The organism is Desulfurellaceae bacterium (genome assembly GCA_021296095.1).
Classification (GTDB): domain Bacteria; phylum Desulfobacterota; class Binatia; order Bin18; family Bin18; genus JAAXHF01.
In genome coordinates this window covers 36,412-62,239 of sequence record JAGWBB010000037.1, presented here as the reverse complement: position 1 = coordinate 62,239, position 25,828 = coordinate 36,412, and the positions used below count along the sequence as shown (strand labels likewise).

The window sequence follows — 25,828 nt, the reverse complement described above, 5'->3', positions numbered from 1 at the left end:
GCCCCGCAGCGGTCACGTTTTTCACGCCGTCTGGGATGCCACAATGAGTTCCTGGCCGAAGGCCCGCAGCGCTGTGTGCAGGCGGGTGGCCGCCGTGTGGTGGCGCGGATCGAGCCAGCGCCGGGCAACTTTTTCATTGACGCCGAGGCGACGTGCCACGGCGAGCCGTGACAGCCCACTGTCACGGAAGGCGAGCACGAACGCTGCCTTGGCGGCCATGTCGGGGGGTACGGCAATGAGCCGCTCGCCGGTCCGCAACCGGCTCGGCACCGGGATCGGTTCGCCATCGTCGATGCGGCCGGCGATAGCTTCCTCAAGGGCATCGCCCGCCTCTCTCAGGGCTTCGGGCGCGTCAGCCCCGGACGTGAGACACTCCGGGAGGTCCCGAAATGAGACGAGAATGGCACCTGAGCGGTCGGGCTGTAGCCGGGCGGGATAGCGAAACTGCATGCAACGCTCCTTTTCATCCTCATCGAAAATCGCGGCGGGTCAGGCCAAGCTGACGGATCATGGCGGACAGGAGACCCGGCGCAGCTTCCTTGTTCAGAAACCCAGGGACAAGAAGCACTTTACAAAACCGCTGCGACCAGGGGCTTCGCCCCTGGACCCCCAAGACCCCACCCCTGCCGCCCGCCGTGCGCCCTTCGGGACAGCACGCGGGACGGCTGCCCCACCACCACAAAGCGTAAAAGGGTAACAGCACACAGGGTCACGAAATTCTCGCCAGGCGGAAGCCCAGGTCGCCGTTGCGATAGCCCGGCGAACTATCGCCGCGATCCGCCGCCCGGCACTGGCGGGCACTGTTGAACCAACTCCCGCCGCGATCCACCCGGCGGGCGCCTGAACTCGGGCCGCGAGGGTCGGTCACCGCGCCATGAGGATAGCCGCCATACCAGTCCTGCACCCATTCCTGCACGTTCCCGTGCATGTCATACAAGCCCCAGGCATTCGGGCGTTTCTGCCCCACCGGGTGGATGAGGTTCTCGTAATCAACGTTGTCACCATACCAGGCATACGCCCCTAACTGGGACGCATCATCCCCAAAGTGATACGCCGTCTGCGTCCCCGCCCGCGCCGCATACTCCCACTCCGCTTCGGTTGGCAGCCGGTACTTCTCTACGCCCTCCTGCCGGTTCAGAGCCGCGATAAATGCCTGCGTGTCCTCCCAGGAGACATTCTCCACCGGACAGGTGGCACCACAGGCGAAAAGTGACGGATTGCTCCCCATCACCGCTTGCCACTGCCCTTGCGTCACTTCGTACTTGCCCAGATAAAAGGGCTGGCTGAGCATCACACGGTGCAGCCTTTCGTCACTAACTCGCCATGCTTCCGTCTCCGGTGAGCCCATCTCGAAGGTCCCTGGCTCAATCAGCACGAACTCCATCTCGTTGAGAACGCGGCGTATCTCCGCCGCCCGTCGCTCCGCAGCCTGCCGCTCCGCTTCCACCTCCGCCTCCGCCTCCGCCCGATCCAATAGCTCCAGCGCCTCTCGGTAATGCGCTCCCTCACAGCCCGCGGTCGTCAGATAGCGGGTGACGGACTCCACCGCTTCCGCATGATCTCCCGCCTGGTGCGACACCTGAGCGTGCTTGAACCAGAACGCCTCGGGCAAGGCCAGATCATGCTCGGCCTGCAACTCCAGAATCCGGTCCAGGGTCGCCTTGGCCGCGGTATAGTCCCCGGTCCCAATATGGCGCTCAGCCTGTATAAGGTAACGGTCGGCCTGAATATCCGGCGGCAGTTGGGCGGTCGCCTCGACTGCCATCAGCAACACGGTCAGCATCGGGACACACAGCCGGTATATCCGCATTCGCATCCCGCCCTCATACCCTTCTGTTCCGCTCACGTCCAGCTCTGCACCCGCAGCCCCTTGAAGCCCAGAAAATGGCTCGTATTCGAGGTGATCAGGGTCAGGCCGTTGACATACGCGATCGCCGCGATCTGTCCATCGACAAACGGCGGCACTTGGCCGGTCCGGCTCAGACGCGCCCGCTCAAGCGCGTGCCAGTCCGCAGCGTCCCGGTCGTAGGCGAGCACCGGAAAGCTCGCCAGGACAACTTCCTCAAGGTAGCGTTCGATCACGGCCCGGCGGCGCGACCGCGGCAGCCGGGTACAGCCGAAACGCAACTCGTGCCAGACCGGCGCCGGGATCGCCGACACGCTCTCATGCGCCCGCAATCCGCGCATGATGCCGGCGGCCGGCTGCGGCCGCAGCGGTTCCGAGACGACATTGGTGTCCAGTAGGTATTCCACGCCTCACAGCTCAATGTCACGGCCCGGCGTCATGTCCCGCACGGTCCCGAACACCTCGTTAGGCTCCAGCCCGAGTGTCTGCAAGTCGGCGTCTTTGGCGAAGGCAGCGTAGGTCTCGCTGAAGCGGCGCCGACCTGCGGCAAGCTGCTCGAATGCCTTCCAGCCGATGAGCACTGCCACCGATTTCCCGTGACGGGTCAACTCTACGGCGGTGCCGCTCTCCGCCGCGCGGACCAGGCTCGGCAGGTTGCGGCGCGCCTCGGCAATCGAATGTCTGTCGGTCATCACCATCTCCCTTATGCCTATGATTATGTACACTCTAGCGCGGCAGGGGGCGGGTTTGAAACCCGCCCCTACGAGGACGCCTCTCCGCCCCCTACAAATCCCCTGCGCTGGCGCGACACGCCCCTCGACGGGGATCAGAACAGGCTTCCCCCTTTGCCAACGTGTAATGCCCATTCTCAGGAACCTGTGCTCACCAGCCGTGCGAAGGCCCCCACACCGCCGCTCACGCGGCACCCCTCCGAGGAGGGGATGGGGGCGGATCCCCTCCTCGGAGGGCTGGCCCGAAGGGCCGGGGTGGGTGCCTTCTGAGCCGCAGGACAACGCAATAGGCATCACACGTTTGGAAAGGGAGATTGAGGGGGATTTTTCCGACGCGATTTCCGCACTCGGAGCAGGTCAAACATTTGCAACCGCCCAGGCTGCCCACGGCTACCAATCCCGGGCCGAGTGTGGTATCGAAGCCGGGTCAGGAGGGAGCATGATCGAAGTCAACGGGATGGCCCACGTCATCCTGACAGTGAGTGACTGGGACCGCTGCCGGAGCTTTTACGAGGCAGTGCTGCCCTTTCTGGGTCTCAAGCAGGCCTTCAGCGGCGAGGACATGATCTACTATGTCGGCGGTCGGACCGCGCTCGGTGTGAGCCGCTGCGACGACGCCCATGCCAAGGACCGCTTTGTCCAGAACAGCGTCGGCCTGCACCACCTGAGCTTTCGAGCCCGCAGTCGGGAGGACGTTGACCAGGTGTACGCCTTCCTCCAGGAGCAGCACGCCACCGTCGTTCACCCGCCCGAGGAAGGACCGTGGGCGCCGGGCTATTACTCGGTGCTGTTTGAAGACCCGGTCGGCACCCGCCTGGAGGTCAACTACGTGCCGGGCAGGGGAATTTTTGCCGACGGAGCCGGCTTCAATCCGTCCGGAGATTATCACTAGGAGATCGGCCAGACCGCGTTTTCAGACAGGGGCACCGCTATGGAGGGGGAGACGCGCTCAGCCGCGGCCGCGCCGTGCATCTCGGTCATCCTGCCGACCTTCGAGCGCGCCCACCTGCTGCCCCGCAGCCTGCGCTCAGTCCTGGCCCAGACCTTCAGCGACTGGGAGCTGATCGTCATTGACGACGGCAGCACCGACAACACGGCCCAGGTCGTGCAGGACTGGCAGCGCAAAACGTCCCGGCTCCGCTATCTGCACCAGACCAATCGCGGCGTTGGCGCCGCTCGCAATCTCGGCATTCAACACGCCCGCGGGCAGTATATCTCCTGCCTGGACAGCGACGACGAGTATCTGCCCAAGCATCTGGAGACGCGGCTCAGGCTGCTACGCCGCCACCGACTTGACCTGGTGCAGGGCGGGGTGCGTGTCCTGGGCAAAGACTGGACGGTCGATTTCTTCGATCCCCAACGGCTGGTCCGGCTGTCCGACTGTATTATCGGCGGGACCCTGTTTGGCAAACGGGACGTGTTTCTCGCCCTGGGCGGCTTTGGTGACCTCAACTACGGGGAAGATCTCGACCTGTGGACCAGAGCCCGACGGCGCTTCAAGGTCGCCACCTTTCGGACCCCGACCACCTACTGTCTGCACGAAACGCCCGACAGCCTGCGGATCGCGCGCTACCAGGAATGGGCCGACCAGCAACGGCCTGCCCAGCGCTCTTAGAGCGTTTCACGTTAGGCTGTAGCCCTGCTGTTCCGCTCTCGTCAGGCCGGACGTGATCCGGCATTCCCTGCTTCGACTTCGCTCCGCTACGCTCAGCATGAACGGGAGGCCCTTAGTCCTGAGCGTAAGGCGCAACGCGCCTGAGCAGCGCTCCTACTCGGCGCTGGGCAGCCGCTCGCGCAGCACATAGACGCCGAGGTAGAACAACGGCGTGTCCAACACGGCAAAGACGCATTTGAAGGCGTAGGACGACAAGACCAGCGGGATCAGCTTGGCCACCGAGTCAATCTGGCTGCCGAGCCCGCCCGAGGCGTACAACACGAACGAAATCAGGACCGTATCAACGAGCTGGCTCAACAGCGTCGAGCCGTTGTTGCGCAGCCACAGGTGGCGTCCCCGGGTCAGCCTCTTCCAGAAATGAAACAGCTGGACATCGACCGACTGGGCGACCAGATAGGCGATCATCGACGCCACCACATTCGGCTTCATGAACGCGTATACCTGTTCAAACGTGGCGCTGGCGCCCGACACCCCGGACGCGTCCGGCAGCGTATGGCCAAACCACATCAGGAACAGCATGAAGAGGTTCATGCACAGGCCGACCCACACCAGCGCCTGGGCTCGTCGGCGGCCGTACAGCTCGCTGATCAGGTCGGTGGCCAGAAAGGTGAACGGATAGGCCAGCAGGCCGGCCGGAATCACAAACCAGCCCAGATCAACAAACTTGGTGATGCCGACGACATTGCCCAGGGTCAGCGAGGTGAGAAAAATACCGGCCAAAAAGGAATAGAAGACATAGCTGGAATGGACCGACCAGGTCGAGGCGGCAGGCTCATCTTGCTCCTCTTGCATACAGGCCAGACACCCAACCATGAGCGCTGCGGTTTTGCAAGCTGCCTCGAATCGGCCTGCTGTCTCAGGCTGGCAGGAAAGAAATACAGAGTGAGGCCCTATCCAATCGGACCGCGCCTCGCCCACCTGCCCCTTGGAATTGCAGACGGGGGCGTTGTTTGACACACTGAGGGCCGCCGAAAGGAGGAGTACGATGAGCGATACACCAACGGTCGGTCCTGAGCCGTATGTCGGAAAGGTGCTGGAGCGTCGGAGCTTTCCGGTCAGCCAGGAGGCCCTGGACGATTACTGCCGGGGCTTGGACCTCGACGCTGCGGTCCAGGTGCCGTCCATGCTGGCCAGCGGCACGGACAACGGCTATTTCGATCAGATCTGCTTCAGCAACCACTTCGGCCATCTGTGGATGCGCCAGGAGTGGGAACTGTTCGCCCCGCTGCACGTCGGGCACGCGTATGAGACCAGCGGCCACATTGCCGATATCTATCAACGCCGTGACCGTAAGGTCGTGCAGTACGCCGTTGAGCTGCACGACGAGGCGGGCGGGCTTGTTCTGCGCAGCCAACACCACCAGAGCTTTCTGCTCGACCAGCAGACTGGCGAACTCCAGTTTCGCGACCCCAAGGCGAAGCCTGGCGCCCGCACGTTCAACGTGCCCCAGGGCGAACCGTTCGGCTCGCTGGAACGCACAATTACGCTGGACATGTGCGACCGCTTCTTTGGCGGCGACGTCAACTACCACACCGACCGTGAGGCATCGCTCAAGCTCGGTTTTCGCAACGTGGTGGTTGGCGGGCGGATGACCATGGCCTACGCCGGCCACGTTCTCGAAGAGCGCTACGGCGCAGCTTGGCTGAGCAACGGGCGGATGGACGTGAAGTTCACCAACCCGGTGTGGGAAGAGGATACGGTGATTGCGCGTGGCGTCGAGCTGGGTCGGCTGGAGGACGAACCCGACAGAACCGCCGCCTTTGTGTGGCTGGCCAAGCCGGACGGTACGGTCGTGCTGATTGCCAACGCGAGTGTCCAGACGACCTGAGGCTTTTCCGCATCCGGGCGCGCCGGCATCTCCGAGCGCCCCCGGCCGGAGCAGGTCTCAGACCGGCCGGTCTGGCGGGTCGGGTACCTCCCGCTTGAGCACGCCTTCTTCTTCCAAGGCCCGCACCTGCTCGGCGGCATAGCCGAGATAGCGGTGTAAAATCTCGGCGTTATGCTCTCCCAGAAAGGGCGCTTCGAGCGGCAGCAGGTCGGGGAAGGCGGAAAATCTGAGCGGCATGCCCGGAATCTGGAACTCGCCAAACGCCCGGTCGGTGACCGTGCGGACGGTCTGACGCTGACGCATGTGCGGATGGTTGACGGCCTGCTCGACCGACAGCACCGGCGCGACCGGGACGCGGGCCTCCTCAAGCGCGCGCAGGGCGGCCGCGTCGCTGGGCATCGAGGCGATCCAGTCTTCCAGAATCCTGGCCACGGCCTCGGTGTTTTGCAGCCGTGCCTCGTTATCGACAAAGCGCGGATCGTCGGCAAGCTCGGGCCGCCCGATGGCTCTGCACACACTCGGCCACTGGTGAGGCAGGGCCATGATAAACACATAGGTCTCGCGGCCCTTGTATAAGCCGCTGGGACAGATCGCATAGTGCTGGGTGCCCGAGCGGGTCGGTTTGATGTCGCCCCCGCTGGCCGAGTACATCTGGACGTTGAGTTCGTGGCAGTGGAAATAGGCGTCGAGCAGGGCAATATCCACGTACTGTCCCTGCCCGGTTCGCTCGCGGTACAGCAGGGCGCCGTTAATGGCGGCGGTGGCGTGGACGCCGGTGCTCACATCACCGATCCCCGGCAGCGGAAAATACGGCTGGCCGTCTTTCTCGCCTATCATCGAGGTAATGCCGGAATACGCCTGGGCGATATAATCATAGCCCGGCAGGTGGGACAGCGGGCCGCTCTGACCAAAGGCCGAAATCGAACACATGACGATCTTGGGATTCAGGTCTTTGACCGACCCGTAGTCGAGCCCCAGACGCCCGATCACGCCGGGCGCAAAGTTCTCGACCAGCACATCGACCTGTTTGACGAGCTGTTTGAGGATCGCCAGGCCCTTGGCGTGTCTGGCGTCGATGCACAGGCTCTTCTTGCCCCGATTCTGCTGAATAAAGTAGGCGCTGCGGCCATTTCTCAGATACGGCAGGCCGCGCGAGAGTTCGCCGTTGGGGGCGAGTTCAACCTTGATGATCTCGGCGCCCATCTCGGCCATCAGTCGGGTGACCGTCGGACCGGCCAGGACTTGGGTGAAGTCCAGGACTTTGTAGCCATCAAGGATATGTTTGAGTTCTGCCATACAGTCCTCCTTGGATATGGTCGGACAGTATGGCACTCCACAGCTGACGGAGCCAGGGTGGTCCGGCGGGTCTCGTTTGCGGGTCTCGTTTGAATGAGGTGAGAAGAAGAAGCGCCCGGACGGACTGTCCGGGTGCGTGCCAAGAGAACAAATAGCGACTATTTGGCCGCAGCCAGCGGCTGTTCGGCGAAGCTCACATCAACATCCGTGGCAATCTTCTTGTGAGGATTGTACTGCGGGATGATATGCTCACCGATGCGGCGAATGGAGCGCATGACGTTCTGGTGTGGAATCTCCCCCATCTGCTTGAAGAAGATGACCTGGTCGAGACCATTGTCGCGAAATTTCTCCAACTTCCGACTGACTTCATCCGGATTGCCGACGGTCACCATCGGATGATCTTTCAGCTGTTGATCGCTGAGATCGTTGGCGTCCTCGCTCAGGTCAAACAGCTGGCGCAGGTACTCGTAGGAGTACAGATTATTTTTGGCCATCAGCGGCTCAAACAGCTTGGCGATGTTGTGCAGGAACCAGCGTGCACCATTGATCCCAATTGCCTCTTCTTCTTTGCTTTCTGATACGTGACACATGACCACACCAGAAAACCGGTCATTGATGACCTTGGTCACCACATCATTGCGGGTCTTGTTGGTGTCACGATAGATCTGCATGGTCTTCTGGACTTGTTCCCAGTTGAAGTTGAAACTGAGCACCCCAAGCCCGCGGTTGGCAGCCATCTCGTAGCTGTCCGGGGCGGTACAGGCCATCCACATCGGCGGATGCGGCTCCTGGATCGGCTTGGGAATGACCATCCGAGGCGGTACCGTAATCGTCTCGCCCTCGTATTCCAGAATCTCGTCCGTCCAGGCTTTGACAATGACATCGAGCGCTTCCCGGACTTCCAGGCGCGTCCGATCATAATCAATACCAAAGCCATCCAGCTCCTGGGCGGTCGTCGAGCGGCCGGTGCCGAGGTCCATCCGGCCATTACTCAGAATATCGAGCACGGCGGCTTGTACCGCGACTTTAATCGGATGGTTGAAGCGATGCGGCAGCAAACGCACGCCGTGTGCGATCCGGATATTCTTGGTCCGCTGGGAAACGGCGCCGTAGAATACTTCGGGCGCCGGGCTGTGCGAATACTCTTCCAGAAAGTGGTGCTCCACTTCCCAGACATAATCGAAGCCAAGCTTATCCGCCAGTTCTATCTGGGCCAAAGCTTCGTGGTAGATGTTGTAGCTGCTGAGCTTGGTCCACGGTCGTGGGGTTTGCATTTCGTACAGCATACCAAATTGCATGTGAGCCTCCTTTTTCTGCACGGCATTATCCATGACGGTGTCCATACTCTGCCTGGCTTTGACACAATTTTCCAGCCCTACCCTCTGCCTGCTCCTTGCTCCCTGTCACTTCGCCGTCTGCGCCCGGCGCCGAACGGTTTCCTCCATATCCAGGCTCAGGGTATCGGGATCGATCACCACCCCGTAATCCTGTTCGGCCCGTTCGACGCTGAGGTACTCGTCGAGCACATCGTCCAGGACTTTCTGCGGGTCGCGCCGAAACGGGTCGCCCCAGCCACCGCCACCACCCTTGAAGGTGGCAATGATCGAGCCCGGCGGGGAGGGTCGGTTGGCCGCCGACTCCAGGACTTCTTCCTCGTGTTCGGTGCCCCAGTTGAGCACATAGCGGCTGCTGGCGCCGTCCTTGCCGCCGGCATAGCCCGGCGCGGTATGCCGCACCCCGGTCAGGGCGACATTGATGATCGACTCGTCCCGCACGCTCTCACGCTTCATGGCAAAGCCGGGCACACCGCGCCACTGGCCGGCGGCCGCGGTGTCCGCAACGTACTCGTACTGGTGGTAGAAAAACGGAAACTGGATCTCGCTCATCTCGACCGTGGAATAGATCAGCCCGCACATCGGCGCCGGCCAGCCGCCCCAGCCGTCGCTGCCCCGGGTGCCGCTGGCCGCCACCAGGGTATTACCGTACTCGATGGTCACAAACATCGCGTCGTAGCGCGAGTCGTGGCCGTAGGTCGTACACAGGCAATAGTTCAGCGACACCGCCCCGGCCCGGTCGGGAATCGCCTGCTCCAGGGCACGCATCGTCGCCGTGCCGATATCCCCGCCGATGACCACCGTACTGAACATGCACGGCGCGGGCGGCAGCGGGTTGACCACCGTGCCCTCGGGCGCGCTGATGCGGACCGCCCGGAACACCCCGGAATTGACCGGAATGTCGTCGGGCAGGACCGAGCACAGGGCGGTATACACCCACGACGCGGTGTTGCCGAACGGGCTGTTGACGAAGCCCGGCGTTTCGGGACTCGAGCCGGCAAAATCGACGCTCAGGTCCGAGCCCTCAATCTGCACCGTCGCCGTGACCTCGACATCGTGGCTGCCCAGGCTGTCGTGATCGAGGACGGCGGTGCCCTGATACCTGCCGTCGGGCCACTTGGCGACCTCGGCCCGGAAGCGTTTTTCGGCGTAGTCCAGGGTGTACTCGATACTGTCGTTGACCACCTCGCCGCCGTACTTGGCAAACAGGGCCTGAATGCGCTGTTCGGCCAGATTGCACGCCCCGAACATGGCCGCCAGGTCTCCCCGCAGTACCTGCGGAATACGCGAGTTGGCCAGAATCCAGTCCAGAACGTCCTCGCGCAGCTGTCCCTTCTCAAACAGTTTGATGGGCGGGATGCGCAGGGCTTCCTGCCAGATGTCCCTGGCCTCGGGATTATAGCCGCCGGCCACCGGTCCGCCGAAATCGGCCATATGGGCGCGGACGGACGGGAACAGCACCGGCTTGCCGTCAAAAAAGACGGGCTTCATGACCGTCCAGTCGGCGTGGTGCGTCCCGCCGTAATAGGGATCGTTGACCATCACCACGTCGCCCTCGTGCAGGTCGTCACCAAAGGTGTCCATCAGCGCTTCGACCGACAGAATAGAGGCAAAGATATGCACCGGGATGGCCGTCGCCCGGGCAACCAGGCGGACAGCGTGTCCGTCGTAGAAGAACACCCCGGTCGAATAGTCGTGGACCTCGTTGAACAGCGGATGGACCGCTGTGCGCTCGACCGTCTTGCTCATTTCCTCAGAGATTGCCTCCAGCGAGTCTTTCACTACCAGAGCGGTGATACGGTCAACCATGAGTGCTCCTCCTGTGCCTGTGTGTCTCGTGGAGATTGCTACAACTGTTGAGACATCTCGGTCGGGAACGGACAGCCCGGACGGCCACAACCGCTGATGCGAAACGGCAGCGCCGGCGGCCTGAACGCGGCCTCCAGCCGTGTGGCAGCAATCTGTCCGGCCCGGGCCTGGTGTAAAGCCCCACGCACCGCCTGTGCGACGGCCAGACTCGGCTGGTAGGGCGACCAGCCGACCGACATGGGGAGCGTGGCGTGCAGAAAACTGTGCTCGGGAATGACGAAAGACACGGGGCGCAGCAGCCCGTCATTGGCCGGGATTGCCGGCCACAGGGTCGCCAGGGGCAGCAGGGCGGCGGCGGTCGTCGTTGCCGTCGTGCTGTTCACAAATCCTTTGGCGGTGGCCGAGCTACCGCTGAAGTCGAGACGGAGTGTCCCGTCGGCAAGCGACAGCCTGAGCGCGACCCGGAACGCGTCGTCTTCCAGACACGAATGGACCGGCCCGCTCTCGGCCCGCCACTCCCCAGGCGCGATTTTCCCGAGTTCGGCCCTCACCTGCCCTTCGGTGTCGGCCAGGATGTCGTGCAGGGCCTGAGTGTAGGCGCCGGGCGAGTACTGGGCAGCCAGGGCCCTCACCTCGTTCTGACACCCCTCCAGGGCAGCCACCAGCAGCTCCAGGTCTTTTTCGATCAGGTGCGGCAGGCGACTGTTCAGCGTCAGCATGGTCAGCGCGTCCCGCTGCAATACCCCGCCACGGTACAGGCGTATCGGCGTGACCCGCACGCCCTCAGCCCAGATTTCCAGAGCCCGGGGGAAATAGCCGCCCAGGGCGTTCCCGCCGATATCGGCCAGCGGGACCTGGAACGTGGCATAGCCGAGCCGGTGGCCGGCGGCGAAGAGGGGCTTGACCAGGGCCGCATCCTGCACGTGGCTGCCACCTGAAAAGGGATCGTTGGTCAGGACAACATCGCCCTCGGCCAGCGTGTCTCCAAAATAGGCCAACACCGAGCGGGTGACTGCGCCGAGGATACCGAGACGGGCCGGGTTGTCGGTGGCGACCAGCTGCCCGTCGGCCGTGCTGAGGGCGCAGCCGAGGTGGCGTCGATCAATCAGGGCCAGGGACGCCAGCGAACGGAGCAGACGGGGACGGATGCGCTGGAGGATCGCCGCCAGCCCCTTTGCAAGAGTCTGCTCGCTCATCTCATACCACCTCAATGACGTAGCTGAGCTGTTCGTTGAGAATCGCCCGTTGGCCCGGCAAAATCACAATCGAAGTCTGTTGCTCTTCGATCACCGCCGGTCCCGCGATCACATTTCCCGCCACCACCCGGTCGCCGTCATAGATGTCGGTGTCCACATAGTCCAGGGCAGACACAAAATAGACCGGCCGTCGGCCCGTGTGGGCGGCCTGCGGGTCGGCGGCTCCCGGCCGGGCGGTTTGCAGGCGGGGCTTGGGACGGACGCCGATCAGGTCCAGGTGAACGTTCAGGATCTCGACCTCATCCTGCGGCTTGTCGAAGGTGTACAGCTGGCGGTGGAGGGTGTGGAAGCCGTCAATCGTGGCGGCCAGCTCGGTCGGCCCGACTTGGCCGTCCGGGCTGGGCACCTCGACCGTGACCTCGTGGGTCTGTCCGACATAGCGCATGTCCAGGGAGAAGCGGGCCAGAATTGTGTCCAGCTGGGAGCGCTGACCACCCAGCGCCTCCTCGGCCTCGGTCTGCATCCTTCGGAACAGCGCGTTCAGATCGGCCAGATCGAACTCACTGCCGCGCGCGTAGAAACTCCGCACCCGGCTCACCCGCAGGTCGGACAACAGGTCGCCCAGCGCGCACAGCACCGGGGCGGTGCCCTTGGGCACGACAATCGTCCGAATGCCCAAGGCGTCAACCAGCGCCCCGGCGTGGACCGCGCCGGCGCCGCCAAATGCGGTGAGGGCAAAATCGCGCGGGTCATACCCCTTGGCCAGCGAGACCTGGCGGACGCTGTTGCTCATGCTGTTATTCACAATCCGAAAAATGCCGCCGGCCGCTTCGAGCACCGACATGCCCAGCGGCTCGGCAATCCTGCTCACAATCGCTCGCTCGGCCGCAGCCGCATCGAGTCGCATGGTCCCGCCCAGAAAAGAGGCGGGGTTGAGGTAGCCCAAGACCACGTCGGCGTCGGTGACCGTGGGCTGCTGTCCGCCAAAGCCGTAACAGGCCGGCCCCGGGTGCGCCCCAGCGCTGTGCGGACCGACGCGCAGGGCGCCGCCCTCATCGACCCAGGCGATGCTGCCGCCACCAGCCCCAATGGTGTGAATGTCAATAAACGGGACCGCCACCCGATAGCGGCTGATCCACTGCTCGGTGCCGATTCTGGGCCGGCCGTCCTGGACCAGGCACACGTCAAAGCTCGTCCCGCCCATATCGACGGTGATGACATTCCGAAAGCCGGAGCCCTGACCGAGCTGGGCGCCGGCCACCACGCCGCTGGCCGGCCCGGACAGCAGGGCCTGGGCGCCGTGCTGACTGGCCTGCCGGACATCGGCTATGCCGCCGTTGCCGTGCATGATGAACAGCTGGCCCTGGAAGCCGCGTTCCCGGAGTTCTCTTTCCAGCCGTTGCAGATAGGCCCGCAGCCGGGGCGTCACATAGGCGTCGACCAGGGTCGTGCTGAGCCGCTCGAACTCCCGAACCTGGGGCAGGATTTCGGACGACAGGCTGATGTACACGTCGGGCAGCATCTCCCGAATGAGGTCGCGTGTGCGCAGCTCGTGGACCGGGTTGACGAACGAAAACAGATAGGCGACGGCAATCGCCTCGACCTGCATGTCGGCCAGGCGGTGGGCCGCAGCCCGGACTTCGTCCTCGGCCAGCGGCTTGACGATAGCTCCGCTGGCGTCGATCCGTTCGGTCACACCCAGCCGCCGCCGGCGCGGGACAATGGGGTATGGGGCCGGCAAACGAATATCAAAGGCGGCTTCCTTGTAGTTGCGCCGGATCTCGATGATGTCGCGGAATCCGGCCGTGGTGATGAGGCCGACATCCGCCCCGGTGTATTCCAGCATGGTGTTGGTGGCGACAGTCGTGCCGTGCACGATGCTCGAGATCTGGCTCAGCAGCTGCGGGCTGTCGAGGCCATACCTGGCCGCCAGCTGCTCAATCCCGGCCAGGACGCCGATGGCCTGATTTTCAGCCGTGGACAAGACCTTCTGAGTCTCGATATGGCCCGTTTGGTCGGCGCACACCAGGTCGGTGAAGGTCCCACCGACATCGATTCCAAGCTTGTACATGCGTATGCCACCCCTGCTTACAGACCGGACAGCCAAGCCTGCCCTACCCCCTTCCATAGCATGTCGGGCCGCCAGGCTTCTAGGCGACGCAGCCCCGGGTGTGCTACACAACACCCATGCCTACGATCCAGCACAAACGCCAACTCCAAGCCGCCTATGCGGTGGCCGGCGAAGAGATCCCGATCATCGACCTCGGCCCCTATCTGAGCGACCGGCCCGACGCGGCCGAGACGACCGCAGCCGAGATGCGCGACGCGCTCGAACACATCGGCTTCTTTTTCATTATCAACCACGGCATTGCCACGGCGCTGCGTGAGCGGACGGTCGAGGCCACCGCGCGTTTCTACGCCCTGCCGCCGGAAGCCAGAATGGCGCTCAAGATCAACCGCGCCGGGCTGGGCTATATCCCGTCCAAGGGCGAGTTCGGCAAACACTCGCGCTATTACACCGGCACCAAAAAACCGGACCTCAGCGAAGCCTTTCTGCTCCAGCGCGACTGGGGGACGCGCCGGCCCCACACCCGCAACCAATGGCCGGCGGGCGAGCCTGAATTTCAGGCCGCCATGCAAGATTTCTTCGACGCCACAGAAGACCTGAGCCTGCGCCTGCTGCCGCTGTACGCCCGAGCCCTGGAGCTGGCGCCGGACTTCTTTGCCGACAAATTTCCCAGGGATCGCTGTCTGAACGTGCTGCGCGTGTCCCATATGCCGCCCGACCCGCTCGACGACAACCAGTTCAACATCTGTCCCCACACCGACGGCTCGTTCATGACCCTGCTGGCCACCTCGGACCAGCCCGGTCTGGAGATCCTGAGCCAGTCCGGGCGCTGGATCACCGCCCCGCTGATTCCAGACGCCTTTGTGGTCAACTCGGGCGACCTGCTGGCCCGCTGGTCGAACGGCCGGGTGCTGTCCACCCCGCATCGGGTGGTCAACACCTCGGGCACCCACCGCTACTCGATTCCGTTTTTCTTCCAGCCTGCGGCTGACACCGTCATCGACTGCCTGCCGACGTGCTGCGGGCCGGACAATCCGCCCAAAAAACCGCCGATTACCTGCGGCGCCTATGCCAAGAAGTTTATTGAGGCGAGTTTTGCCCTGGGCGATACGATCTATAACGACAAGGGGGAACTGGTCTCAACGGCCGGCTGACACACCCCCGGCGAGGAACGCACCGAGGAGGAAGACATGCCCGGCGTGAAACACGGCCAGGTGCTGATTACCGGCGCAGTCGGCGGCTTGGGAACGGCCATGGTCCGCCGTCTGCTTCAGGAAGGCCATACGATCATCGCCTGTGACCGGAACGCGGAGGCAGCCGGCGAATGGCTGGAGCGGCTGCCGGCCGAGCAGCAGCAGAGTGTCCGCTTCGAGCCGCTCGACGTGACCAAGGAAGACCAGGTCGAGGCCCTGGCCAAGCGCCTGGGTGACGACGCCGTTCATGTCGCCTACCTGATCAATAACGCCGGGATTTTTGGCGCCGGCACCGAGTCGCGGGTGTGGGAGCGCACCCTGCGGGTCAATATCCACGGCACCTTCTACATGACCCGGGCCTTCAGCCAGGCCATGGTCGCCCGCGGCTTCGGTCGGATAGTGAATCTTGCCTCGCTGTCCGCCTACGCCCCACCCAGCGAGCAAGCCCCCTACTCTGCGGCCAAGGCGGCGGTGACCGGCTACACCCGCTCGGTCGCCCTCGACCTCGCCCGCCACGGCGTGACGGTCAACGCCCTGGCCCCGGGCCTGATTCTGCACGACGGTTTGAGGGCCGTGTTTTCCGAGGCCGAGCTGGAAAAGCTGGCCCGCCCCATTCCGGCCGGCCGGGCAGACCCGAGGAGATTGCGGCCACGGTCGCCTTTCTGCTGTCGGACGACGCGGCGTATATCACCGGCCAGACCCTGCACGTGAACGGCGGGCTGTATCTGCCGGGCTGATGGCTGCCGTCCCCCGGGTTTCGGGCTAGCCCGGGGTGCCGATTTGGTCTATAGGTGAATGAACGTTCAGACAGACTCACAAGGGTCCTGACCACCCGTTATCGCAAGGAGGGAAGCATGGCCGAATACGATCTTCACATTGCAGGCGGCACGCTGGTTGACGGCAGCCGGGCGCCACGACGCCGGGCCGACGTCTGGATCAAAGACGGGAAAATCGCCCATATCGGTACCGAATCCCCCGGCTTTGCCGACCACACCATCAAGGCTGACGGCCTGATCGTCGCCCCCGGCTTTATCGACCTGCACACCCATTACGACGCCCAGATTCGCTGGGACCCGTACTGCACCATTTCTGGCTGGCACGGCGTCACCTCGGTTGTGCTGGGTAACTGCGGCTTCGGTTTTGCGCCGGTCAAACCCGATTTCCGGGAACGCTCGATGCTGACCATGACCCGCACCGAGGCGATTCCGTACGAGTCGATGAAGGTGGGAATGAACTGGGACTGGGAAACCATCCCGGAGTATCTCGACTCGCTCGACCGCTCCACCAAGGGCGTGAACTGTATCCAGTACATGCCGACCGCCTCGCTGATGACCTACGTCATGGGCCTGGAGGCGGCCAAGAGTCGGCCGGCGACCGAGGCCGAACGCCAGGAGATGAAGCGCCTGCTGCACGAGGGCATGCAGGCCGGCCTGTGCGGCTTTTCCATCCAGCGTCTCGGCCCGGACTCGACCCAGGCCGACTATGACGGCTCGCCCATGGTCACCGACACCATGGCCGACGCCGACATTCTGAACCTGGGCGAGGTGCTGAGCGAGCGCGGGGACGGCTTCATCCAGATCACCCAGGCCACCGGCAACATCAAAGACGATCTGCGCTTCCTGGAACAACTGGCCGCGACCGCCAAACGGCCGATTCTGCACAACGCCATCGTGCCGGCCCGCAAAGACCCCAAGGTCCACCGCCGCAGCCTGGACTGGCTGGAGCGCTGTCGCGCCCAGGGGCTGCCCATCTATGGCCAGACCGGCACCATCCGGACCGGTTTTGCCTTCACCCTGGAACACTGGAACCTGTATGACGCCAGCCCGGCCTGGCGCGAGCTGACGACCGGCACCAAGCAGCAGAAGCTGGACAAGATGCGTAACCCGGCCCTGCGCGAGGCCGTCAAACGCGAGGCCGAGGAGGCCGACCGGCGCCTCCAGATCATTCAGGCTGGTGTCGGCGGCTCCATTCCCAGCCTGCTCGTCCAGAGCGTCAACAACCAGACCGCACTGGAAAAATACGTCGGCAAATCCCTGGGCCAGATTGCCGAGGAAGAGAATAAGACGCCGATTGACGTGATGCTCGACCTGTCGCTGGCCGGTGATCTGAACGTCGAGTTCCTGGGTCCCAACAAGGGCTTCAACGCCCAGTACATGGCCGAGATGATCAACGACTCCGACTACACCTTCCCCGGCGTGTCCGACGGCGGGGCGCATACCAAGTTCTTCACCGGCGGCGCCTTCACCACCGACTTTCTGCACTGGCTGGTCCGTGACGAAGGGCGGATCACCCTGGAAGAGGCCCACTACCGGCTGTCGGCCCTGCCGGCCAAGGCGGCGGGCTTCCGTGACCGTGGGGTGCTGAAACCGGGCGCCGCAGCCGATGTGGTGGTGTACGATCTGGACGGGCTGGGCATTGAGCCGGACTGGATCGGTGAGGTCTCGCACGACTTCCCGGGCGGAGAATGGCGCCGCGTACAGCGCGCCAAGGGCTATCACGCCATTATCGTCAACGGTCAGCTGACCTTCAAGGACGGCGCGTGTACCGGAGCCACGCCGGGCCAGCTGCTGCGCCACGGCCAGGGCCAGGACGCATAGACGGCAGAGAGGACACACCATGCAATACGACGTACTGATTCGGAACGGCAGTGTTGTTGACGGCTCGGGCCTGCCGCGCTTTCGGGCCGATGTCGGCATCGTCGCGGGCAAGATCGCGGCGATTGGAAAAATTCGCGACAGCGCCAAGGAAGTCATTGACGCCGAGGGCCATGTCGTCGCTCCGGGCTTTATCGACGGCCATACCCATATGGACGCCCAGGTCTTCTGGGACCCGCTCGGCACCTGTTCGTGCTGGCACGGCATCACCAGCGTGGTCATGGGCAACTGCGGTTTCTCGCTCGCCCCGTGCAGCGAGGACAAGAAGCTGATGGTCATGCGCAACCTGGAGCGGGCCGAAGACATCTCGCCCCAGGCCATGGAAGCCGGCATTCGGTGGAGCTGGACGACCTTCCCGGAATACCTCGACGCGGTCGAGCGCCTGCCCAAGGGCATCAACTACGCGGCCTATATGGGTCACTCGGCCCTGCGCACCCACATCATGGGCGAGCGCGCCTTTACCGACGAGGCCAGCGACAACGACCTGGAGGCGATGAAGAACGAGGTGCGGGCTGCGATGCGGGCCGGCGCCATCGGCTTTACCACCTCACGGACGCGCAACCACCAAACGCCCGACGGTCAGCCGGTTGCCAGCCGTCTGGCCAGCTGGGAAGAAGTCCGCCAGCTCGTTGGCAGCATGGGCGAGATGGGCAGCGGCGTGTTTGAGATCGCCGGCGAGGACACCGGCCTCAACCCGGACCGCATCCAGGATTATCTGAACCGTCTCAAGGCGCTGGCCGTTGATACCGGCGTACCGGTCACCTACGGCATGTTCAGCGCCCCCAAAGCGCCCGACTACTGGCGGCCCTTCTTTGCCCTGGCCGACGAGACGGCCGAGGCCGGGGGACGTATCTTCGTCCAGGTCCACAGCCGTTCCATCAGCGTGCTGCAATCGTTCGAAACGGTCACCTCGTTCGACAAGCTGCCGGTGTGGCGCGATATCCGCAAACTGCCGCTGGCCGAACAGGAAGCCGCCCTGCGCAACCCGGACATGCGACACAAGCTGGTCGAGTCGGCCAACAATCCACCCCAGGACAGCGGGCGGGCGGTCGGCGCCGAGGCGCGGGCGGCCAATTTCAAGTGGCTGTTTCCGATCATGGACAAGGCGGTTCCGCCCTACCGCTCGATGCAGGACATGGCCCAGGAGCGCGGCCAGGACCCGGTCGAGACGTATATCGACCTGGCTCTGGAAAAGGGTCTGAAGCGTTTCTTCATGCAGCCCCTGACCAACACCAACAACGACCACGTGCTGGAGATGATGCGCCACCCCCGCTCGGTGATCACCTTCTCCGACTCGGGCGCCCACGTGTCGCAGATCATGGACTCGTCGCTGCAAACCCACCTGCTGAGCTACTGGGTTCGAGAGCGGGAGGCGATGAGTCTGGAAGAAGCTGTGCGTCAGCTCAGCTTTGTGCCGGCCTCGCACTGGGGCCTGAGCGGCCGGGGTCTGCTGCGTGAGGGCTGGCAGGCCGACGTGGTGGTCTTCGATCCCGAGACGGTTGCCCCCCAGGTGCCGACCCTGACCTACGATCTGCCGGCCGGCGCCCGGCGGCTGAAACAAAAGGCCGACGGCTTTCTGGCCACCGTTGTCAACGGTGAGGTCGTGCTGCGCAACAACGAGCACACCGGCGCCCTGCCCGGCCAGCTGCTGCGCGGTCCGCTGGCCAGCCGCTAGAGCGGTTCACGTTAAGCTGTAGCCTTGCCACTCTCGTCATGCGGCCGAGCGCCTGGATTCCGGCTTTCGCCGGAATGACGACAAGAACCGGCTGGCTATACGGAATCGTGAAGTGCTCTAACCCCGCACCGTCCCAGTTCCAGCAGACCCGCCGTAAAGGCGGGTCTGCTCCCCCCTCCCCTTCTCTCTGATAAGACGTGTCCAGAGTCCCCTCTCAGTCCTATCGTATACATATTGATGTGTACAGTTTATCCACATAGAATATCCTCATGAAAGCCATTCAAATTACCTTTGACGAACAGCTCTTGGAAACGCTCGACCGGGACGAAGAGGTCAAACAGAACGGCCGTTCTGCGGTGATCCGTCGGGCGGTGGCAGACTATTTGCGGAAGAAGCGCCGGGATTCGATTGCCGAAGCCTACCAGCGTGGCTATAGCGAACACCCGGCGGACTCAGACCTCAACGGCTGGGCGGATCAAGGAACATGGCCAGACGAGTAGCAATTGCCAGGGGAGAACTCTGGACATACGAGTTTGCCCGACCGGACAAACGACGCCCTGTCTTAGTCCTGAGCCGCCCAGAGGCTATCAAGGTCCTGCATACCGTACTCGTCGCTCCGCTCACCTCAACGATCCGTGGCCTTCCCAGTGAGGTCATAGTCGGGACGCCAGAGGGGCTCAAGCACGAGTCGGCAGTCAACCTCGATCATATACAGACCGTCGAACGTTCCCATTTGTCCCGATATATCGGCCGTCTTAAGCCTGAGCAGATGCGAGCCGTATGTCGGGCGATAACCGTTGCAACCGGATGTGACTGAGCCAGTCTCGGCGCTATTCTGCCTTCCACACGGCAAGCAACCGGTTGACCGGCAGACAGGTTGCGTTCTAGGCTCACCCCTGCAACGGCTGAGGGTCGAAAAGGAGGCTCACCATGAGTCGTATTTTTGGTGCGATTCGTCAGAACGGCTACGTTGTCCGCGACATTGAGACGGCGCTCAATCACTGGATCAATGTCCTCGGCGTCGGACCGTTTTTCTACTTCGATCAGGTCAGGATCGACGATTTTCGATATCGAGATCAGCCGTCTGAGGCGGCGGCGAGTATCGCCCTGGCCAACTCCGGGCAGCTTCAAATCGAACTCATCCAGCCCCGCAACACCGCGCCCTCCATGTGGCGCGACTTTCTGGACGCCGGCCACGAAGGCTTGCAGCATTTTGCCTATTGGATGGAGAGTCCTGAAGCCATGGATGCCGCCCTGGCGCGTGCCGAGTCTCTGGGTTACGAGGTCGGACAGTCGGGTACGGTCGGCGAAAATGGACGCTTCGTGTACCTGTGTACAGAAGCGCATCCGGGTACAGTCGTTGAGCTGTCAGAAGCGTGTGGCTGGAAGGCCAAGTTCTTCCAGAAAGTTGCCGAGGCAGCCCAGCATTGGGACGGCTCCGACCCCATCCGAAGCATTCAGCGCTAGGACCTGAGCAGGGCTAGCGGTCCAGATTACCGGGCCATCTTTTTAGGATTCGGCTGGACATGGCCGCGCATCGGGTGTGGCTGGTAGGGTTCTTCCAAAACGGCCACCTGCTCCGGGGTCAGCCGAATATCCACGCTGGCAAAAATCTCTTGCAGATGCCGCGCCTTGGTCGCCCCGATGATGGGCGCCGTCACCCCCGGTGCCTGGAGAATCCAGGCGCAGGCAACCTGGGTGGCGGTCACCCCGTGTTCTTGGGCGACCTGCTGGGCGGCCAGAGCGACCCGATAGTCGTTGTCGTGGAAGTATAGATTTTTCGCCACCTTGTCCGTCTGGGCGCGCCTCGTATCTCCGCTGTCCGGGTTACGCGCCCGCTCCCCTTCGAGCAGTCCGCGCGCCAGCGGGCTCCACGGAATCAGAGCCACGCCCTGGTCGATGCACAGCGGATTCATCTCGCGCTCTTCCTCGCGGTAGATGAGATTGTAGTGGTTCTGCATGGCCACAAAGCGCTGCCAGCCGTGCTCCTTGGCCGTGTACAGCGCCTTGGAGAACTGCCAGGCGGCCATGCTGCTGGCCCCCAGATAGCGGACCTTACCCGACCGGACCAGAAAATCGAGCGCGTCCAGCGTTTCCTCAATCGGCGTGGCGTAATCCCAGCGGTGGATCTGGTACAGGTCGGTATAGTCCATCTTGAGCCGGCGCAGGGAGTTCTCGCAGGCTTCGATGATGTGCTTGCGGCTCAGCCCGCGTCGGTTCGGTCCCGGCCCCATCGGACCGTTGACCTTGGTGGCCAGGACAATATCGTCACGCGCGGCCATCTCGCCCAGCCAACGCCCGGTGATTTCCTCGCTGACCCCGATGGAGTAGACATCGGCCGTATCGAAAAAGTTGACGCCGGCCTCAAGGGCCAGCGCAAAGTGCTCACGCGCCTCGTCCGCGTCCAGCGTCCACTCCCGCCATTTGCCGTCGCCGTAACTCATACAGCCAAAGCAGATGCGCGAGACGGTCAGGCCGGTATTGCCCAGTCGTGTGTATTCCATACGTTCTCCGATGTGTATGACTTCAACGCCGACGCCCTGCGCCGTGCGGCCTCGGTCAGGCTCGCCCATATCCACTGGGCTGTCAAGCGTTCAGGCAGGACCGCCCGGGGTTTGCGGATTCTTTCCAATCAGGAGTATGTTGGGAGCACCGATAAGGAGGAAGTATGCCACCCATGCTGCTGAAAAACGCGCGGCTGATCGACGGCATCGCCGACCAAGCGCAATCGGGAGTCTCAATTCTCATCGACGGCGAGCGCATCAGCCAGGTCGCCAGCGGTGAGATTACAGCCCCGCCCGGCACCCGGATCATTGACCTGGGCGGCAAAACCGTCCTGCCGGGCCTGATCGATACCCACGTCCACACGACTTTCATGGACAAGGAGAGCCTGCCGCTGTTTCTGGCCGCCGGGGTGACAACCGCGCGCGATGTGGGCGGCAAACTCGAAAAGGTCACACAGCTCAAAGACGAGCTGAACAGCGGCCATCTGCTCGGTCCCCGGCTGTTCATCTGCGGCCCGCTGCTCGACGGTTCGGATTCCAGCTTTGATCCTAACGGTCCGTTTGCCGAGCTGCTGGACAGCATCCCCTCAGTCGAGGCCGTACCGGCCAAAATTAGCGGTTTGCTGGCGGCCGGCGTGGACGGCGTCAAGCTGTATTTCACCCTGCCGCCGGACACCGCCAAGGCGGTGATCGACTTTGTGGATAAGCGCGTTCCGGTCACCGGCCACCTGGGCTACACCCATTCGCTGGACGTGATTCGGGCCGGTATCGACGGACTCGAACACGTCTGGATCTCGCCCTATAACGATTTCTGCGCCGCCGACATGCGCTTCGGCCCCGGCCTGTCGGTCCATTCCATGATGGACCGCCGCTTCGCCCCGCTGACCTTCAAAGGCTGGGAAGACGCCGACCTGCACGGCGATCAGGCCAAGACCTGGTTCGACGCCATGGTCGATCATCAGGTCAATATGGGCACCACTCTGGACCTGTTGTGGCTGGCCAAGGTGGGAGCCGAAGCCGCCCTGCACGACACCGACCGGCGCTATATCGCGCCTATGGCGCTGGCCCGGCAGCGGAGCCTGGCCGAGCACATCGGCGAACGCCCCGACTGGGACATGTTCCCCGGCTTTGAGCCCAGCCTGGGCGCCAGGGCGCTGGAAAAGCACCAGGAGGTGACCCGGATTCTCCACGAGGCCGGCGGCATCGTGGTCGGCGGGACCGACTGCGGCGGGATTGCCTATCCACCGGCCGGGTTTGGCCTGCTGCGGGAAATCGAACTCTTGTCCGAAGCCATCGGCGCCATGGCCGCGCTCAAGGCGGTCACGTCTGTGGCGGCCCGCTATCTGCGCCAGCAGGACCATCTCGGCAGCGTGGCATCGGGCCGCTACGCCGACCTGCTCGTCGTCGACGGCGACCCGCTCACCGACCCGCGGCAGCTGCGGCGGCTGACCGACGTGTATCGCGGCGGCGTGGCCTACGACCCGCCCACGCTGCTGGCCCAGGTTCCGCACTCGGACGCCGCCGCTCACTGACCGCCAGATTCCAAACAGGAGGAACACCCTATGACACAAATCCAGATCATATCGGCCGACTCGCACATGATGGAACCGGCCGATCTGTGGCAGCAACGGCTGGATAAAAAATACCGCGACCAGGCCCCCAAGGTCATCAAACACCCCAGAAAACCGACCCAGATCTTTGTCGCGCCCGACATCCAGCCCTTTCCGGTTGCGGGCGGCTTTGGCGCCGGCCGCAGCGGCCAGGAACTCAAAGACCATTTGAACCGGGGCTATGAGGCGGCCCGGCCCAGCGGCTGGGATCCGGCCGAACGCCTCAAGGACCAGGATATTGACGGGGTGCAGGCCGAGGTCTTGTACACCACCCTGGGCATGCCGCTGTTCGGCCTGCAGGACGCGGACCTGCAACGCGCCTGCTTCGGGGTCTATAACGACTGGGTTGCCGAGTTCTGCTCGCACAACCCGCAACGCCTGCACGCCATCGCCCTGATCTCACTCGAAGACATACACGCCGGGGTCAAGGAGCTGGAGCGGAGCGCCAAGCTCGGCCTCAAGGGCGCGATGATCTGGGGCTCGCCGCCACCCGACCGGCCGTACAGCGACAAAGTCTACGATCCGTTTTGGCAGGCCGCCTCGGAACTCCACCTGCCCCTGTCGCTGCACGTCATCACCGGCAAAAAGCGGCAGGGCAAGGAAACTCTGGGCCCCGAGATTGCCTCGCAGTACATGAACATCATTCACGAGGTCCAGCGCTCGCTGACCAGCCTGATCTTCGGCGGGGTGTTGGAGCGCTTCCCCGAGCTGCCGATCGTGTCGGCCGAGAACGACTCGGGCTGGTTCCCGCACTATATGTACCGCCTGGACCACGCCTTTGAGAAGTTCAACGCCATGCTCAAGGAACCCCTGCCGCAAAAGCCCAGCGCGTATGTCAAGCGCCAGATGTGGGCCACCTTCCAGGACGACCCGGTCGGTCCCAAAACCTACGACATCTTCGGAGAGAATAACTACATGTGGGCCTCGGACTTTCCCCACACCGACTCGACCTGGCCCGACTCGCTCAAAATCATTGAGCGCGACTTTTCCAACGTGCCGGCGGAGGTCACCAAAAAGATCATCTGTGACAATGCGGCCAAGCTGTACCGAATTGAGCTGACCTAGCCCGTGTCTCACGGTTCCCACGTCCGGGTGGGAACCGTCTCTTCTTCTCAAACGGGACGTTCATGAGTGTTATGGCTGGGAGAAGAAACGGTACTCATGGGGACAGGATAAGAAGGGAGAGAGAATGGAGACTGCAACGAAGCACCAACACTGGACAACACAGTATGGTGAGCTGGGAACAGGCCCGGCCCCGATCAAACCCTATATTTCACCGGAATATTTTAAGTTGGAACGGGAGCGGATCTTTCGGCGGGTGTGGCTCAATGTCGGCAGGCTGGAAGACATTCCACGACCGGGAGACTACTTCGTTCAGGACCTTGCCGTGGGCAATACCTCAATTCTTGTTGTTCGCGGACAGGACGGAACGGTACGCGCTTTCCACAATGTGTGTAAACATCGTGGGAATAAGCTTGTCTGGAATGGACGGGGTTCGTGTCAGAGATTGACGTGTAAATTTCACGGCTGGACCTATGCCCCGGACGGACGGCTGATCGGCGTGCCGGAAGAGGAGATGTTCTTTGATTTCAGGAAGAGCGAGCATGGTCTGACCCCGGTTACCACAGACATCTGTGGAGGGTTTATCTTCATCCATCTCGATCCCCACCCGCAGGAAACCTTGCCGCAGTATTTGGGCGAGGCGGTGACAGTCTTGACAGAATTTCCCTTCGCCGAACTGTCGGTCTGTTACTCCTATAAGGCAGAGCTGCAATGTAACTGGAGAGCGGCGCGAGACTCCCAGCTGGAAGCCTATCACGCCAAGAGCCTGCACGCGCGCACGGTCCCAGATTTTTTCGCCAATGCAGACAACCCTTCTCTTCACACCCTCGACATCAAACTCTATCGGCGTCACAGTATGCTCTCCGGTTACGGGAATCAGACCCATACGCCAACTCCCGTAGAAGCCCTGGCTTCTCAATTCGGAGCGATGCTCAGCGCTGAAGCAACCGGCTCCTTTCTCGAACGACTGCCACCGAGTGTCCTCAACCCAACCAGAAATCCGAATTGGTCTTTCGATCTGTATTATATCTTCCCCAATTTTCACTTCTTGCTGTTCGGGGGCTTCTGCCTCACCCACCATATGTGGCCGCTGACGGTCGATCGATCGGTGTGGGAAGCCCGGCTGTATTTACCCCAGGCGGAAAATGCCGCCCAGTGGTTTAGCCGAGAACACACCAGATGCGTGACCCGCGACGTGTGGCTGGAAGACGGCAGTACGCTTGAGAACGTACAAAGGGGGCTCGCTTCTGGTGCGCTCACCCATACCCCGCTGCAAGATCAAGAACTGTTGATCAGACACGCCAATAAGCTTGCGGAGGACTTTATAGAAGATGGCGAAAGATAAGG

The 25,828-nt window shown here is 63.0% G+C and carries 24 protein-coding genes; 13 read left to right on the top strand and 11 right to left on the bottom strand.

Translation table 11 applies throughout. The annotated features are described in order from the left end of the window. Nucleotides 1-21 precede the first annotated feature (21 nt). From J4F42_10925 to J4F42_10910, 4 genes are all read right to left on the bottom strand, one after another. On the bottom strand, nt 22-450 hold the full coding sequence (locus J4F42_10925; GenBank protein MCE2486015.1) for a type II toxin-antitoxin system HicB family antitoxin: 429 nt from the start codon (nt 448-450) through the stop codon (nt 22-24). A 259-nt stretch (nt 451-709) separates the two neighbouring features. Continuing rightward, entirely contained in the window at nt 710-1,816 is a 1,107-nt protein-coding gene (locus tag J4F42_10920; protein MCE2486014.1) for a formylglycine-generating enzyme family protein, read from the bottom strand. 26 nt (nt 1,817-1,842) lie between these two features. Beyond that, nucleotides 1,843-2,253 (bottom strand): type II toxin-antitoxin system VapC family toxin, encoded by a 411-nt coding sequence (locus J4F42_10915; protein ID MCE2486013.1) that lies wholly within the window; start codon nt 2,251-2,253, stop codon nt 1,843-1,845. A gap of 3 nt (nt 2,254-2,256) precedes the next feature. Then, nucleotides 2,257-2,538, bottom strand: coding sequence for a type II toxin-antitoxin system Phd/YefM family antitoxin (locus J4F42_10910; protein MCE2486012.1), 282 nt, complete (start codon nt 2,536-2,538; stop codon nt 2,257-2,259). 478 nt (nt 2,539-3,016) lie between these two features. Between J4F42_10910 and J4F42_10905 the strand changes: the two genes are divergently transcribed. Both J4F42_10905 and J4F42_10900 read left to right on the top strand, forming a co-directional pair. Continuing rightward, nucleotides 3,017-3,469 (top strand): VOC family protein, encoded by a 453-nt coding sequence (locus J4F42_10905; GenBank protein ID MCE2486011.1) that lies wholly within the window; start codon nt 3,017-3,019, stop codon nt 3,467-3,469. Nucleotides 3,470-3,508: 39 nt separating this feature from the next. Further along, nucleotides 3,509-4,192, top strand: a complete 684-nt coding sequence (locus J4F42_10900) for a glycosyltransferase family 2 protein (GenBank protein MCE2486010.1) — start codon at nt 3,509-3,511, stop codon at nt 4,190-4,192. Nucleotides 4,193-4,345: 153 nt separating this feature from the next. On the opposite strand, the gene J4F42_10895 is transcribed toward J4F42_10900, so the two are convergent. After that, nucleotides 4,346-5,044, bottom strand: coding sequence for a queuosine precursor transporter (locus J4F42_10895; protein MCE2486009.1), 699 nt, complete (start codon nt 5,042-5,044; stop codon nt 4,346-4,348). A 193-nt stretch (nt 5,045-5,237) separates the two neighbouring features. Here J4F42_10895 and J4F42_10890 point away from each other — a divergent pair, with 193 nt between their 5' ends. Next, complete coding sequence (locus tag J4F42_10890) at nt 5,238-6,080, top strand: MaoC family dehydratase (GenBank protein MCE2486008.1); 843 nt, start codon at nt 5,238-5,240, stop codon at nt 6,078-6,080. 57 nt (nt 6,081-6,137) lie between these two features. Here the strand turns inward: J4F42_10890 and J4F42_10885 are convergent, their stop codons facing one another. The 5 genes from J4F42_10885 to J4F42_10865 all read right to left on the bottom strand — a co-directional run bounded on the left by J4F42_10885 (nt 6,138) and on the right by J4F42_10865 (nt 13,786). Continuing rightward, entirely contained in the window at nt 6,138-7,376 is a 1,239-nt protein-coding gene (locus tag J4F42_10885) for a CoA transferase (protein ID MCE2486007.1), read from the bottom strand. A 158-nt stretch (nt 7,377-7,534) separates the two neighbouring features. Beyond that, entirely contained in the window at nt 7,535-8,674 is a 1,140-nt protein-coding gene (locus J4F42_10880; protein MCE2486006.1) for an LLM class flavin-dependent oxidoreductase, read from the bottom strand. A gap of 105 nt (nt 8,675-8,779) precedes the next feature. After that, nucleotides 8,780-10,519, bottom strand: coding sequence for a hydantoinase B/oxoprolinase family protein (locus tag J4F42_10875; GenBank protein MCE2486005.1), 1,740 nt, complete (start codon nt 10,517-10,519; stop codon nt 8,780-8,782). 38 nt (nt 10,520-10,557) lie between these two features. Then, entirely contained in the window at nt 10,558-11,715 is a 1,158-nt protein-coding gene (locus J4F42_10870; GenBank protein MCE2486004.1) for a hydantoinase B/oxoprolinase family protein, read from the bottom strand. A gap of 1 nt (nt 11,716) precedes the next feature. Next, nucleotides 11,717-13,786 (bottom strand): hydantoinase/oxoprolinase family protein, encoded by a 2,070-nt coding sequence (locus J4F42_10865; GenBank protein ID MCE2486003.1) that lies wholly within the window; start codon nt 13,784-13,786, stop codon nt 11,717-11,719. A 116-nt stretch (nt 13,787-13,902) separates the two neighbouring features. Here J4F42_10865 and J4F42_10860 point away from each other — a divergent pair, with 116 nt between their 5' ends. From J4F42_10860 to J4F42_10830, 7 genes are all read left to right on the top strand, one after another. Next, nucleotides 13,903-14,937 (top strand): isopenicillin N synthase family oxygenase, encoded by a 1,035-nt coding sequence (locus J4F42_10860; GenBank protein MCE2486002.1) that lies wholly within the window; start codon nt 13,903-13,905, stop codon nt 14,935-14,937. 36 nt (nt 14,938-14,973) lie between these two features. After that, nucleotides 14,974-15,687, top strand: coding sequence for an SDR family oxidoreductase (locus J4F42_10855; GenBank protein MCE2486001.1), 714 nt, complete (start codon nt 14,974-14,976; stop codon nt 15,685-15,687). Nucleotides 15,688-15,830: 143 nt separating this feature from the next. After that, nucleotides 15,831-17,573 (top strand): amidohydrolase family protein, encoded by a 1,743-nt coding sequence (locus tag J4F42_10850; protein ID MCE2486000.1) that lies wholly within the window; start codon nt 15,831-15,833, stop codon nt 17,571-17,573. A 19-nt stretch (nt 17,574-17,592) separates the two neighbouring features. After that, a complete protein-coding gene (locus J4F42_10845; GenBank protein MCE2485999.1) occupies nt 17,593-19,305 on the top strand; it encodes an amidohydrolase family protein in 1,713 nt (570 codons plus the stop codon). Nucleotides 19,306-19,574: 269 nt separating this feature from the next. Then, on the top strand, nt 19,575-19,805 hold the full coding sequence (locus tag J4F42_10840; protein MCE2485998.1) for a ribbon-helix-helix protein, CopG family: 231 nt from the start codon (nt 19,575-19,577) through the stop codon (nt 19,803-19,805). Further along, complete coding sequence (locus J4F42_10835; protein ID MCE2485997.1) at nt 19,790-20,122, top strand: type II toxin-antitoxin system PemK/MazF family toxin; 333 nt, start codon at nt 19,790-19,792, stop codon at nt 20,120-20,122. Before J4F42_10840 ends, J4F42_10835 begins: the two co-directional genes overlap by 16 nt. 113 nt (nt 20,123-20,235) lie before the next feature. After that, a complete protein-coding gene (locus J4F42_10830; protein ID MCE2485996.1) occupies nt 20,236-20,772 on the top strand; it encodes a VOC family protein in 537 nt (178 codons plus the stop codon). Nucleotides 20,773-20,798: 26 nt separating this feature from the next. On the opposite strand, the gene J4F42_10825 is transcribed toward J4F42_10830, so the two are convergent. Then, nucleotides 20,799-21,809, bottom strand: a complete 1,011-nt coding sequence (locus tag J4F42_10825) for an aldo/keto reductase (protein ID MCE2485995.1) — start codon at nt 21,807-21,809, stop codon at nt 20,799-20,801. 164 nt (nt 21,810-21,973) lie between these two features. Between J4F42_10825 and J4F42_10820 the strand changes: the two genes are divergently transcribed. The 3 genes from J4F42_10820 (at nt 21,974) to J4F42_10810 (ending at nt 25,826) form a co-directional block, all read left to right on the top strand. Then, nucleotides 21,974-23,341, top strand: coding sequence for an amidohydrolase family protein (locus J4F42_10820; protein MCE2485994.1), 1,368 nt, complete (start codon nt 21,974-21,976; stop codon nt 23,339-23,341). 30 nt (nt 23,342-23,371) lie between these two features. Further along, the gene (locus J4F42_10815; protein MCE2485993.1) at nt 23,372-24,484 is read left to right on the top strand and encodes an amidohydrolase; all 1,113 of its coding nucleotides are present in this window, start codon (nt 23,372-23,374) and stop codon (nt 24,482-24,484) included. Between the two features lie 124 nt (nt 24,485-24,608). Next, nucleotides 24,609-25,826, top strand: a complete 1,218-nt coding sequence (locus J4F42_10810; GenBank protein ID MCE2485992.1) for an aromatic ring-hydroxylating dioxygenase subunit alpha — start codon at nt 24,609-24,611, stop codon at nt 25,824-25,826. The last annotated feature ends 2 nt before the right edge of the window (nt 25,827-25,828 follow it).

Excerpts from the sequence above, each read along its gene's own strand:
- J4F42_10925 (MCE2486015.1), bottom strand. The coding sequence starts at position 450 with ATGCAGTTTCGCTATCCCGCCCGGCTACAGCCCGACCGCTCAGGTGCC.
- J4F42_10920 (MCE2486014.1), bottom strand. The coding sequence starts at position 1,816 with ATGCGAATGCGGATATACCGGCTGTGTGTCCCGATGCTGACCGTGTTG.
- J4F42_10910 (MCE2486012.1), bottom strand. The coding sequence starts at position 2,538 with ATGACCGACAGACATTCGATTGCCGAGGCGCGCCGCAACCTGCCGAGC.
- J4F42_10905 (MCE2486011.1), top strand. The coding sequence starts at position 3,017 with ATGATCGAAGTCAACGGGATGGCCCACGTCATCCTGACAGTGAGTGAC.
- J4F42_10900 (MCE2486010.1), top strand. The coding sequence starts at position 3,509 with ATGGAGGGGGAGACGCGCTCAGCCGCGGCCGCGCCGTGCATCTCGGTC.
- J4F42_10895 (MCE2486009.1), bottom strand. The coding sequence starts at position 5,044 with ATGCAAGAGGAGCAAGATGAGCCTGCCGCCTCGACCTGGTCGGTCCAT.
- J4F42_10890 (MCE2486008.1), top strand. The coding sequence starts at position 5,238 with ATGAGCGATACACCAACGGTCGGTCCTGAGCCGTATGTCGGAAAGGTG.
- J4F42_10885 (MCE2486007.1), bottom strand. The coding sequence starts at position 7,376 with ATGGCAGAACTCAAACATATCCTTGATGGCTACAAAGTCCTGGACTTC.
- J4F42_10880 (MCE2486006.1), bottom strand. The coding sequence starts at position 8,674 with ATGCAATTTGGTATGCTGTACGAAATGCAAACCCCACGACCGTGGACC.
- J4F42_10875 (MCE2486005.1), bottom strand. The coding sequence starts at position 10,519 with ATGGTTGACCGTATCACCGCTCTGGTAGTGAAAGACTCGCTGGAGGCA.
- J4F42_10870 (MCE2486004.1), bottom strand. The coding sequence starts at position 11,715 with ATGAGCGAGCAGACTCTTGCAAAGGGGCTGGCGGCGATCCTCCAGCGC.
- J4F42_10865 (MCE2486003.1), bottom strand. The coding sequence starts at position 13,786 with ATGTACAAGCTTGGAATCGATGTCGGTGGGACCTTCACCGACCTGGTG.
- J4F42_10860 (MCE2486002.1), top strand. The coding sequence starts at position 13,903 with ATGCCTACGATCCAGCACAAACGCCAACTCCAAGCCGCCTATGCGGTG.
- J4F42_10855 (MCE2486001.1), top strand. The coding sequence starts at position 14,974 with ATGCCCGGCGTGAAACACGGCCAGGTGCTGATTACCGGCGCAGTCGGC.
- J4F42_10850 (MCE2486000.1), top strand. The coding sequence starts at position 15,831 with ATGGCCGAATACGATCTTCACATTGCAGGCGGCACGCTGGTTGACGGC.
- J4F42_10845 (MCE2485999.1), top strand. The coding sequence starts at position 17,593 with ATGCAATACGACGTACTGATTCGGAACGGCAGTGTTGTTGACGGCTCG.
- J4F42_10840 (MCE2485998.1), top strand. The coding sequence starts at position 19,575 with ATGAAAGCCATTCAAATTACCTTTGACGAACAGCTCTTGGAAACGCTC.
- J4F42_10835 (MCE2485997.1), top strand. The coding sequence starts at position 19,790 with ATGGCCAGACGAGTAGCAATTGCCAGGGGAGAACTCTGGACATACGAG.
- J4F42_10830 (MCE2485996.1), top strand. The coding sequence starts at position 20,236 with ATGAGTCGTATTTTTGGTGCGATTCGTCAGAACGGCTACGTTGTCCGC.
- J4F42_10825 (MCE2485995.1), bottom strand. The coding sequence starts at position 21,809 with ATGGAATACACACGACTGGGCAATACCGGCCTGACCGTCTCGCGCATC.
- J4F42_10820 (MCE2485994.1), top strand. The coding sequence starts at position 21,974 with ATGCCACCCATGCTGCTGAAAAACGCGCGGCTGATCGACGGCATCGCC.
- J4F42_10815 (MCE2485993.1), top strand. The coding sequence starts at position 23,372 with ATGACACAAATCCAGATCATATCGGCCGACTCGCACATGATGGAACCG.
- J4F42_10810 (MCE2485992.1), top strand. The coding sequence starts at position 24,609 with ATGGAGACTGCAACGAAGCACCAACACTGGACAACACAGTATGGTGAG.